The sequence below is a fragment of the Niastella vici genome (assembly GCF_002077945.1).
In the GTDB taxonomy this organism is placed as follows: domain Bacteria; phylum Bacteroidota; class Bacteroidia; order Chitinophagales; family Chitinophagaceae; genus Niastella; species Niastella vici.
In genome coordinates this window covers 1-11563 of sequence record NZ_LVYD01000105.1, presented here as the reverse complement: position 1 = coordinate 11563, position 11563 = coordinate 1, and the positions used below count along the sequence as shown (strand labels likewise).

Annotated in this window: 7 protein-coding genes; all 7 read right to left on the bottom strand. The window is 43.1% G+C overall.

Translation table 11 applies throughout. The features are described 5' to 3' along the window. On the bottom strand, positions 1-1043 hold a 1043-nt coding region (locus A3860_RS36150), incomplete at its 3' end, for a hypothetical protein (protein WP_143774437.1). A gap of 112 nt (positions 1044-1155) precedes the next feature. After that, positions 1156-2337 (bottom strand): hypothetical protein, encoded by a 1182-nt coding sequence (locus tag A3860_RS41990; RefSeq protein WP_081155478.1) that lies wholly within the window; start codon positions 2335-2337, stop codon positions 1156-1158. Positions 2338-2412: 75 nt separating this feature from the next. Further along, positions 2413-4065, bottom strand: a complete 1653-nt coding sequence (locus A3860_RS41985) for a hypothetical protein (protein ID WP_081155477.1) — start codon at positions 4063-4065, stop codon at positions 2413-2415. Between the two features lie 44 nt (positions 4066-4109). Then, positions 4110-4619, bottom strand: a complete 510-nt coding sequence (locus A3860_RS36135) for a hypothetical protein (protein WP_216823590.1) — start codon at positions 4617-4619, stop codon at positions 4110-4112. Beyond that, positions 4604-5887 carry a hypothetical protein gene (locus tag A3860_RS36130; protein ID WP_081155475.1) on the bottom strand — a complete coding sequence of 428 codons (1284 nt, stop codon included), beginning with the start codon at positions 5885-5887 and terminating at the stop codon, positions 4604-4606. Before A3860_RS36130 ends, A3860_RS36135 begins: the two co-directional genes overlap by 16 nt. Before the next feature lie 118 nt (positions 5888-6005). Beyond that, complete coding sequence (locus tag A3860_RS36125; RefSeq protein WP_081155474.1) at positions 6006-6350, bottom strand: hypothetical protein; 345 nt, start codon at positions 6348-6350, stop codon at positions 6006-6008. After that, a partial coding sequence (locus A3860_RS36120) for an RHS repeat domain-containing protein (protein WP_143774436.1) occupies positions 6347-11563 on the bottom strand: 5217 nt, incomplete at its 5' end. The genes A3860_RS36125 and A3860_RS36120, both read right to left, overlap by 4 nt.

Below are 11563 nucleotides of genomic sequence, written 5' to 3'. Positions count from 1 at the left end.
TAAAATGTTTCTGCAACGATCGTATTATTAGTCGTATTATCCTTAGTCACTGTTTGGCGGCTGCGAAGGCCCCCATCAAAATATTGCACCACCACTTTTCTTTTGCCTTCTTCAGCAAAGCTGATGCTCGATTGCCAGTTCAGCGCCCGTTCATGACCGGTAAATACATACTGACCCATAACCGAAGGCGATGCATCAGAGCTCCAGACGGCTGCCAAAACGGAGTTCGCTTTCCCGATCTGCACCGGACGTACCCTTATGAACAGTGTACCATCGTTGTCATACATCAATGGAATATTGTATGAGTTACCAGTTGTGCTAACGCGGGTGGCATTGTGATAAAAGATCAGGGCCGGGTCAAGCGGGTTGCCATATTTATGATTGGTCAGCGCACTGGCATCAATATAGGTCCACTCCAGGTCATATTGATCGGCGCCCCGGATGGCCGTCCAGCTTACCGGCAACTCATCGGCTTTGGGATCACCTGAAGGACTCACCGTAATATTAGTTACCGTGTTCGAACACGTGAAAATATATTTTGGCCTGGCCGTTAGCTGATTTTCTATTTGCAACACAGAAGACACATTCCAGCTAACGCCACCCGAATCCACCGCCAGTACTTTTACTGTTACCTTTCTGCCCCCATAAAAAACAAAACTGTTACGTGCATTATAACTGGTAGCCGAATCGTAGTTGATCGTAAAATCCTTAATGATCGACGCCGTATCGGTTCCATTGCTATACGCGATCAACAGGGAAACCTTTACCGTAAAAGCGGTGCGCAGATATACATTCGATGCCTCATTTATCTTAAGCGTCACCACATTCTGCACCGAATAACCGGTATCAACCCCAATGGCAGCTGCATTGAAGAAAGCCGAATCTTCCACCGTGACCGAAGAGTCCTTGCGCACCTGGTTCTTGCTGCCATCGAGGATCGCTTTGGCTACCACACCGCCGCCGCCATCACCCGCCCGGGCAATGGCCACACTACAAATAAAGCCGATCAATAATAAAATGCGGTAAAAGGAATGGGTCTGCATGTGTTTACTATTTTTATGCTTCTCGCAATCTTACAATGCCTGAAAAAGGGTCAATACGAGTTAATAGGGTTGGATAAGGTTATGGCCTTAATATCAAAAGTTATGCTCTTCATCAATACTTACTAATTCCCACCCATGCACTACCGGTATATTTTACAGTGATAGCGCCACGGGTGCCCACTGAATTTGATTCACTGGTATCTAATCCCGAAACAATCACAGTATTGGTGGTATGTAAATTCTTGATGGTGATTTCGCGGTCCAGGGTACCGGTTGGCAATGTAATAGTTGCCTGTCCCGATGTGTAGTTTACAAATACTACATCAATATCGGAAGGAACTGTATAGGTACTGCCAGTAACGGTGGCGCTTTTACGAGCAGGCACCTGCGACCTTGTTTTCACCTGACCGTTACCATCTATTACCAGCATATTATCGGAAGTACTGGAAGAAGTTGGCAGAGCAATAAGTCTGAAATCGTTGGTAGTATAATCGTTCCTGAAAACAAATCTATCCTTAGTCTGAAGATATTTTGTATTTGTGTAATAACCTTCAAGATATTTGAATGAAATACTATCACCATGCTTCATATCCACATAAAAAGTACCTGTATTACCGTTATTTCGCAATTGTATATTGCCACCGTCATCCTGAATGTGCAAATCAAGTAATCCTTCATTATCAGATATTGCTGCGCCTATGCTAGCCGTGTTAGTACCGCCAAAGGCACTCACTCCCATTTCCATGCTCCAGCCTGGATTGACATTCAACACTCCGAAATTCGAATTACTTTTATTAATCTCTACATTGAACTGACTACCACAGCTCATTCTGGTATTATTTGAACCGCTCTCATCCTGGGTATAAAGAGATAAATCGTAGCTTGAGAATCCTATTTCATTTGACCAACCATCGGCTTTTGCTTTAAAATCAAAGTACTCAAAATCTTCAAACGTCACAGGATGAAATGCCCCATTATGAAATCTTTCGCCGGTAAGCGTTAAATCTGCATTCGCAAAATTTTTATTAGCCCGGCCTAAATGTATCGTATCACTGCCTATAACTACCGTAGTATCATTAGACTGGTTTATTCTTCTGAACTCGGTTCTTCCCCGGCCTTTGTTAAACAAAAAGCCCGGTACATTCTGGGTATGGTTTTCAATGATCAGCTCCGCTGTATCGCAGGTGTTAGTGATCTTTACACTATCAGCTTTGATGGTGTAGATGTAGGGTTGCTGGGCGTGTAAGGCTTTTTGCAGGCCGAACAGGACAAGGAAGAATAAGAGTTTCTTCATAGTTGCATGGTTAATATTCTTTAAAATTTATATTTTATATTGTATCCTTAATTCCATTTTAGCTATACCGAGCCATCACTTTGTAAACCATTGCGAACCGTTACTATATACTTCAATAACACCGTAATTATTATTGATCACTTTTGAAGAGGCGCCATCTATACTTCCTCCAGCGGTAACGTTTATAGTAATGTTGTTTGTACCTGCCGCTCCACTTTCATCCTTAACAATCAGAATGTGATTATTCATGGCATTTGCTGCAGGCAATGTTATGGTTCGCGGCGCTGTTAGGGATGTTAATGCGATCAGATAATCGGATGTAAGGGCTGAATAACCCGCATCATTAATAGCGGTACGTGTTAATTGAGGAAGGTTCCATGCCGCCATTTTAAATACATTGCCATTGCCGTCTACAACCACCGGCTTGTAACTGGCAGTATCCGATTTTGAAATGATATTGGGCATCTTAAGCGTATCGCTTATGTAAGCAGTACCGTTCACCTGCAATTTGGACCCATTATCAACAGTTACAATATTGCTAGAAGACGGAAGAATTACTCGTTGTGAAATATTAGAGATAACAAAAACATTATCCAAATCAGTAGTAACATTGTTAGCAATGATACCGCTATTGGTTATAGAAGTAGCTGCATTGCTTGTTTGCTTACCTGCTTTTTCACCCACAAACAAACAATTTGTATATATTCCGGCAGGTGCAGTATTTCCCCGTGGACTAATAAATATACATTCTGTTGCCTCACTACCAGGGAAACTATAATTTCCACCACCTGCATCGTGCCCAATGCATACATTGTAATTACCTGTTTTAATCAAATTTCCTGCGTTTGTTCCAAACGCGTTGTTGCCAATACCAGTTAGACTGTACTTAAGAACCTGCGACTCGCCTACAGCATTATTGAATACACCTGTTGTATTACTGTATAAACAAGCATTTCCTATTGCGAGGTTCTCAGTTCCTGTTGAATTTGTTAAACACGAGTTGCCAATGGCATAGAAGTTGAAGGGAGACACAATAGCATTTCCACAATTAAATCCCAAGATGACTGAATTATATCCACTGGTTATTGAATTACCAGTATTAGGCCCCAGTGCAATCACACTTGCAGAGGATGAAACTGCGGAAATATTTGTTGAATTACCCAAACCAAATATAGCGGTGGTGCTTGAGGCTTTTTGCCCAAGCATTCTTACCGAACCGGCATAAATACCATTACTGTCAGTTCTGTCGTAACTATACGACCCGGCATTTTGTATGAGTCCAACGCCATCATTCGTTGTTCTTCCTGCGATAAACTTACCGGTTCCGGAAAGTGAAAGATTAAAACCATTCATAGGAATTTCCCGATTATCTAATAAGGCAGCCGGATTACCTGCAGCACCAACCGACTGCCCCAGCTGCACATTCCTGCCACCCATACTTAATCCATTATTAGCAGTTGGGTTACCCCGGAAAAGCAATGTATCGCCACCAATAACAATAGTTGAATCATTAAGTCTCGTGGCCCTTCTGAACTCTGTTCTTCCCTTTCCTTTATTATAGAGGAACCCAGGCACATTCTGCGTATGGTTCTCAATGATGAGCTCCGCCGTATCGCAGGTGTTGGTGATCTTTACACTATCGGCTTTGATGGTGTAAACGTAAGGTTGTTGGGCATAGAGTATCCTTCCCAGGCATATGAATGCCATGAGCATTATGATCTTCTTCATAGTATTTATATTTCTATTTGATTTATGGGAAGGAACTCCCCTTATTATTTTCTTTCTTTTATTAAAGCTTTTAATTCTTCTATCTCCTGCTTTAAATTTTTTAATTCTTTATCCTGCTGAATTGTATATAAAGTCAACTCCTCGATCTTTTTTAATAGTGCCGCCTGGTTATTGCCTACATTAATACCTGTTTTCTCCACTTCTGCTGCAGATGGAATACCGGGCAGGTGATTATTCTGATTAATAAAGCTTTCCACCTCTGCCAGCGATGGAAGTTGATATTGTTTGCTGAAAACATAATCGGGCCAGCGGCCGGTTTGGGTGATCAGCATTTTTTGGGCGGAAATGCGGCCGTTCACTGCTACATCAGCATTAAAGGAACCATTGAATGCCCCGGATGAAGAGTCTTCCTTATAGTACAGATTACCATTTGCATCGCTTACTACGAAGCGGGTGAGACTATTATTCTTTGTTAATCCACCAAAACGTACGGTACCGGTTGTATGCAATTGAGCTGCAGGTGTATTTGTGCCAATGCCTATATAGCCTGCCATATTAACCGCCATTGCCGGTATATAATTTTTGCCATATTGCCATATACTTTTAATGATAATTGATTATCAGGCAATGCAGGGTATGGCCCGGGATCCACAGTCACAAACGTTCCTGTAAAAGCGGTACCTATTGCGTTGGTAAAATAGTGCTGATCACCGGTACTATTAGATTGGTAATAAATCTGACTTTCGGAATACATTCTGGTTTTGCTGTTCAGCATATCAAACAAAACCCCATTTCCAAAAGAAGCCTTAAAACTACCCGTTTGACTAAAATCACCATTCACCTGTAATTTACTGCCATTATCATTGGGTGCCCCGATCAACACATTTTGTCCTTCTGTAATTCTAACCGCTTCAGCATCTGTAGCTCCAGTATAAAAGTTCAGGGTTCTGCCGCTGATCCACAGCGGCGCTCTTTTTGCTCCATCAAAATTTCCGGAGAGCTTGGTTCCGAAATAATAATGGTTTTGCCCTCTGGGATATTCAGTTTGACCCATTAGCCATTCATTCGTATTCGATACTGCAGTAATTAAAGCTGAAGAATTCCAAGGACCATCTGTATTGCCGAAAGAAAGCAACGAGGTCATGATAGACACCTCGCCATTGGCATGACATCTGATCAAAGGATCGCCTACGGTCCAGCTATAAGGTGCCTTGGTTCCCAATCCAATGAACCCATCCCTTTCTACCAGGACGCTCCGATAGGTACTTCCATAATCATTCGATGTACGTAACAATACATTTTGACCATCACTGGTATTAAGATAACCACCAAGCATTATTCTATCGCCGTCCCTTGATAAAGTTGGATTAATAGACAAGCCGGAGCCTATAGCACTTCTCACCTGGAATTTTTGCCCCTCGTCACCAGTGGAACCAATAATCAAATTTCCACTGGTTGCCCATCTGCCCCGGTTGGTATTGTTTGTATAAAAATCGATATCATAATTATCAAGGGTTCCGAACTTACCGGTAGTGCCAAACCGGTTGCCACCCTGCAACCAGGGATTCATTCGTAATGTATCACCACCAACAACATAGATACTATCGTTAAGTTTCAGTAATCCCCTTCTGAATTCCGTTCTTCCCTTTCCTTTATTGAACAAGAAGCCGGGCACATTCTGCGTATGGTTCTCAATGATGAGTTCCGCCGTATCGCAGGTGTTGGTGATCTTTACACTATCGGCTTTGATGGTGTAAACGTATTGGGCATGGAGGGTGTTTTCCAGGCACAGGAGTGCCAGGATGAAAAGAATTCTTTTCATGTTTGGTTTATGTTATTTTGCTGGCTGGTTGATATTTTGGCTTCTGTCAAGATCTCAACAGCCATTTTTGCGCAACCAGCTATTTTAAGATATTACCATTATTTCCACACATCACTCTCTAAAAAAAGAAGAATACGCCTGTTTCACACTGGATTGCTTTCATAAATAGTCCTTTAACTTCCTTTACAGTTTCGTTTATACTGATGTCAGAAAAATTTACTTCAAAAACACCATTCGATATAATTTTCTCCAAAATAGCTTTATTGGTAATTTGTTCATCTTCAAAATAATCGATATTAACATTAGCCATTTCATTTATTCGATCAAAGATGCCAGTATCCCAAAGATCTTTAAATTGAGATTCGCTTAAAGAAATTTCATACAATTGATCGGCTGTTGCGCTATCATAATCCAATGCTTTTAAAGCCAGTTGGTTTTTAGGAACAGTAATTATTTTCCTCATTGTTTGTCTGTATTAGAAAAATGTGTTGCACTATTATACTCACCTTGAGTTCTTCCTGTTGTTTTTCCATTGACTACTTTATTGCTTGGAACATTACCATCTAAATCGGTATAAACTCTTTTCCCAGAAAGATTTTTTTGAACGATTCTGAAATAATTTCCTCCCTCATCATAAATGACAGAATAGTTGCTTTCAGCTGTCGTATAAATTGTTTTACCATAACTCGAAGAACCGGTTGCACCAGGAACAAATTTATTTATTACATCCTTTAAACTAGCTCCATCCCATATTGCACCAAATCTTGAGGCCCGATATGCCCCGCCTGCCAATTTCTGTTCACGCATAGATGGAAGATTATCATTCACAAACTCTGATCCATGATTCTCGTAATCAATTTTTTTTGTTGTAGTTTTCTTACTTCCATCTGTCTTTACCTTGTTATTAGCAGCAACTGCTTGTTCCTCAGTTTCAGCGATTAATGGTGCTTGAGCATTTGAATATCGGATACCGAAAGCAATGGCCCACATAAAATCTTCTGTCTTTTTTTGCTCAGCTTTCTCTTCTTCAATTTCCTTATCCAACTTTTCATGACGCTTTATCATTTCTTCATAATATTTTTCTGGATCCGCCTTAATTTTTTTAATTGCGGCATCCATATGCCCCCATGACTTAAAATATGATTGATCGTATACCCAGTCATGATCTCCAATTTTAACAACTAAAGAGCTAGGCAGAAACCAATCTAGATATGATCTTTTAATAGCAACAAGAGTCACTATAGTTTTACCTGTATTATTATCCTTAGCGAATTTATACCAATATGCTTCCTGACCATCTAAATCTACGTAAGCAACTGGAGAATTTGAAGCAAACTGATAAGGTGTTAATTCCGGATATTTATCTATCAACGGATCAACAGAAAGAAACCTCCCCAATCTCGGATCATACACCCGCATCCCATATTCGATCTGATTTCCCTCTCCCTTCACCTCATTATCATTCTCCTTCCCATTAAACCCATACCTATACCTACCAGCATTCACACTCCTTCCCGGTTGCAACATCCCAAACGGATAATAATCCTGCGCACTTACCACCTGCGGATTAAAATAATCAATGGTGGTATTATTTGATGAAACACCCAGCTTTTTGTCATTCACCGTCACCAGCACGTTGCTTAAGTGGTTACCGAGTTCAAAGAGCTTTACTCCTCTGCCAAAATTAATATTTAAGCCGGTACCCAGTAATGTCATGGCAGTATCGTCTGGAACAGGCAAAGTATCAACATTTACACTCCGTTGTAATAATCCTAACCGGCTGCTGCCATACAAATGCAATTCAGTTTGGGTCAGGTGTCCGTCATGCAAGGTGGGTTTTCCTGATTCGTACACACTCATCACATCGCCCGTCGCATCTCTTACATACCAGGTTCTTGAAGTATCGGTAGAGCCTGACTTTATAACCGTTTTGCTGATGCGGTTTCCATCCGGACCATAGGTGTAGAGAATATCTACACTATCGCCTTTTACTATCCGGCTGATCTTTCCATATACCGTCCATCTGATATTGGTAATACCCTCGGCACTGTCTTTAACCAGATTGCCAATGGCGTCATAACCGTAGTTACCCGCTGTCTGTTTATCGATATCCACATCGTAATTAGCCACAGGCACACTATCACTTACATGATCCAGCCGGTTAGTCCCCATCACATATTTATAGGTCAAACTATCCATACCCAACGGCTTGCCGGCAAACGTATTATTGCCATTCCGTTTATAACCCAGGATATTTCCATTAGGATCATAGCTAATGCGTTCCTGGAAGTCAGTTTTCAGTGTGAGATTGCTCCAGTTGCTGCCCGTCTTTCGCCAGGCATCCATGGCTACCAGGCGGTTGAGCTGATCATATTGGTAATTATACAGCAATGGATTTCCCAGCTTATCATTGTTCACTGCCATGCTACTAATATTGCCGTTATACAATGGACGGTATTCACTACCTAATGTAGTATTCACTCCATTATCCTGTGGCGTGGCGCCGCTTATAGCTTTATAATCTCCATTAAAGTAGTTCAGCATTACATTATAAGCAGTTTTTCCTACCACGCTTCCATTGCTTCCATCTGGTTTTAGAGTATAACCAGAAGTGACGTTCACATCGGGGTTGATCGACTTTATCCATCCCTGCAGGTTATAGGCATAATTTATACCCTGCACCTGCTGCTCGCCTATGATGGTCCGTGCCAATGGGCCGTGATCATAATACTGGTAAAAAGCATCGTTGTCCCAGTTGATGCTGTCGGCACTGGTAAGCACATTGGTAATCCGATTCTCGGCATCATATACATATTTATGATAGAATGCATCTGGTTGACCAGGCTGGTAGCTTACCAGATTTACTTTTCCGCTTACCAGATCAAAATCGTATGCTATTTTCTTAAACCGGTTGCCATTATTGGCCATCGTTCCCAGCCGGTAATCCTGCACCAAGGTATCTACATTACCTAAAATATCATACGTATAATAAGTGGCTGTTGCGGCTTCATTATTAGCAAGATCAGTAGCCGAATTGTACAGCGCCGTCCATGACAACCGGTTACGCAGGTTACGGGTTTTCAGCACCGGTTGCAATGGAGAATAGTCAACATCGTATATTGTCTTTGTGATCTGCTCGGCAGTTGACGCCGCGTTTGTTAACCAACCCACCAGCGATGATTGATCACGGCTGATATTGTCTGTAATGATTGTACTACTTGTCAATTGTCCAACCTCGATAATCCTCCCGATACCGTCATATTTTGTATAACTATATTGTGCACTATCTTTCTGCTTCGCATTCTGCGATACAGACAATCTGCCTAACCGGTCGTACCAGAAGGCGCTCGTTCCTCCATCGGGCGTATGCTGCGACACTACCTGATTTAAGGTATTATACCGGTAATCGGTATACAAGGCATGCTGTGAAGCGAGTTCTGTCCCTGCTGCGCGGGCCAACCTTACCTGGGCGGTGTCGTATTCATGTACGCCAGCCGGAGGTACCGTACGGATCAAATTACCTGCCTGGTCGTAATAATATAACGTGTAATGATATTCATTCTTTTGATAGGTTACCGTAAACGATTCATAGCGGTAAGCCTGTAAACATTTGTCGATGTACCGCTGCTCAAAAGCGCCGGTCAGGGAATCGGTATATACTTTATAGAGTTCCGTTCCTTTACTTATTGCAAAGAAGGTACTGTCGGAACAGGCGCCTATGTATTCATTTTTTAAGGGTGGCAATACAGTTTGTGCTTTACCGCAAAGCCGTGGGCCTTCATAAATGTTGTAGCAGGTACCATTGCCCGGACAAGCCAGGCTTGAGTCTTTGGTCAGTGATAAAGCCATTGCTGACAAGGCAACTCCGGTATTGGTTGGTACTACAAACTGACTCGCCACAGGCGCCCAGTTGATGCGGCCCAGGACCGGAGTCGTTATTCCCCCTGTCACTGTATTATCATAACAACCATAGTTTGGTTTTACTACCAGGATCAACATCTGACTATTGTTATCACCCACCACGGCAAAGCTGCTGTCACTCTTTTGGATGATGCGCCCAACGGTTTGGGTGCCCGACAGCGCTGTCTCGGTCGACCATTGCAGGTTGCCCGATGCATCCATCCGCTGCCAGATGATGTGCTCGCTGTTATTGCCCGTTTGCGCTACCATATAGCCGCCGTCACTCGTTGGGAACACCGCTGAGGTAACCATCCGGTTGCTGCCTGATGGCACGTTGAAGCGTTTGTACGACGCTACCGCCCCTGTTCTTGTCAGGTTTACCACCGATACCTGTGCATTGATGGTTCCCAATTTTTCGGCATTGGTGGCCAGCACCAGGTAACCATTCTCCGTAGCATAAATATCGCGGAACCAGGTGCTTTTGGTATCGCTGGTACTATCGGCATAATGCCAGGAATCGAATAAAGTACCATTGTTTTTATCGATGCGGTGCACCACGCCAAAATAACGGTCACCCACATTGCGGTCATATGCTGCACCGGTCACCAGCAGGGTGTCCGCATCCTGTAACAGGCCGTACGATGGCTTGCCATCATAGGATACCGTATCGGCACCGGGTGTGTAACATTCATAGCTGTTATTCTGCAAACGACTAGTACCAAAACGGTGGGTCCAGTTAATAGTTCCATCACTATGCAGGCTCGTGAGCACAAACTCGCCAAAACCAGTATGCTGGTTATAAATACCCAGGGCAGCATAGCCACCATCGGAGGTTTGAATAACATCATAACCCCGCTCGCCGAGTGGTGTTCCAAAACCGATCGTTTTTGTCCAACTGGTATCGCCACCGGCATTGGTCTTTACGATCAGGATGGCGCCCGTTGTATAGTGACCCGATTTGGTAGTACCAATCGCGATATACCCATTATCGCTCGTACGTCTTACCCGGGTAAAATAATCTTCACTCGATCCATCGTATTGTTTTGACCATTGAATGGCGCCCACACTGTCTGTTTTTATCAGCACGGCATTCGAACCGGTCTTCCCAGCCATAATATAGCCATGGTCGGGTGTAACCTGCACATCTTCCAGTTTGCCCGGCACGGCTGTCAGGAACAAACTACCGATTCGCTGGTCAACACAATGGGTTACATTGCTGATGCTGCTGGCCGAGTCGGCACACTGCTTCATGAATTGCAGGTACTCCCAGCTTTGCAATGAATACCCTAAGCGGTTATTCATAAAGTTTTGGAACAGCGTATTGCGCTTGTTCTGCAGGGTGTCATTTGATTCTGCGATACGCGGGGTATCGTTCGGGTATTGTTGTTTATAATTATTATATAACTCCTGCACCACTGTGCATGAGGTACATACTTCGCCCGCATTACACTGCAGCGCCGGTGGCAAATAAATAGGCGTGGCGAGGAAGGTACAGGCTACTCCCGCATCTGTTGGTGTGCTCGTATTGTTACATAGATTTAATAAAGCCTGCAAATCGCTATCTGTCATCGTCGCTCCCTGCGTTCTTTGAATATAGGCTGCAAATGTGGCGTCCCTTCTTCCAAACAACCGGCTCACTCTGTATTTTACATACAGGTCATTGATCAAATGACACTCGCAATCGGCCGGTTTGGTTACAACCGGTTTGTTATAGTATGCCGGTTGTTTGTCGTAAGGCGCCGGCATTGTGATCAATTCGGCATTGCAATCTACACT

What these genes read in the sequence shown, in the direction of transcription:
- A3860_RS36130 (WP_081155475.1), bottom strand. Translation starts at nt 5,887, where the DNA reads ATGAAAAGAATTCTTTTCATCCTGGCACTCCTGTGCCTGGAAAACACC.
- A3860_RS41985 (WP_081155477.1), bottom strand. Translation starts at nt 4,065, where the DNA reads ATGAAGAAGATCATAATGCTCATGGCATTCATATGCCTGGGAAGGATA.
- A3860_RS36135 (WP_216823590.1), bottom strand. Translation starts at nt 4,619, where the DNA reads ATGGCAGGCTATATAGGCATTGGCACAAATACACCTGCAGCTCAATTG.
- A3860_RS36125 (WP_081155474.1), bottom strand. Translation starts at nt 6,350, where the DNA reads ATGAGGAAAATAATTACTGTTCCTAAAAACCAACTGGCTTTAAAAGCA.
- A3860_RS41990 (WP_081155478.1), bottom strand. Translation starts at nt 2,337, where the DNA reads ATGAAGAAACTCTTATTCTTCCTTGTCCTGTTCGGCCTGCAAAAAGCC.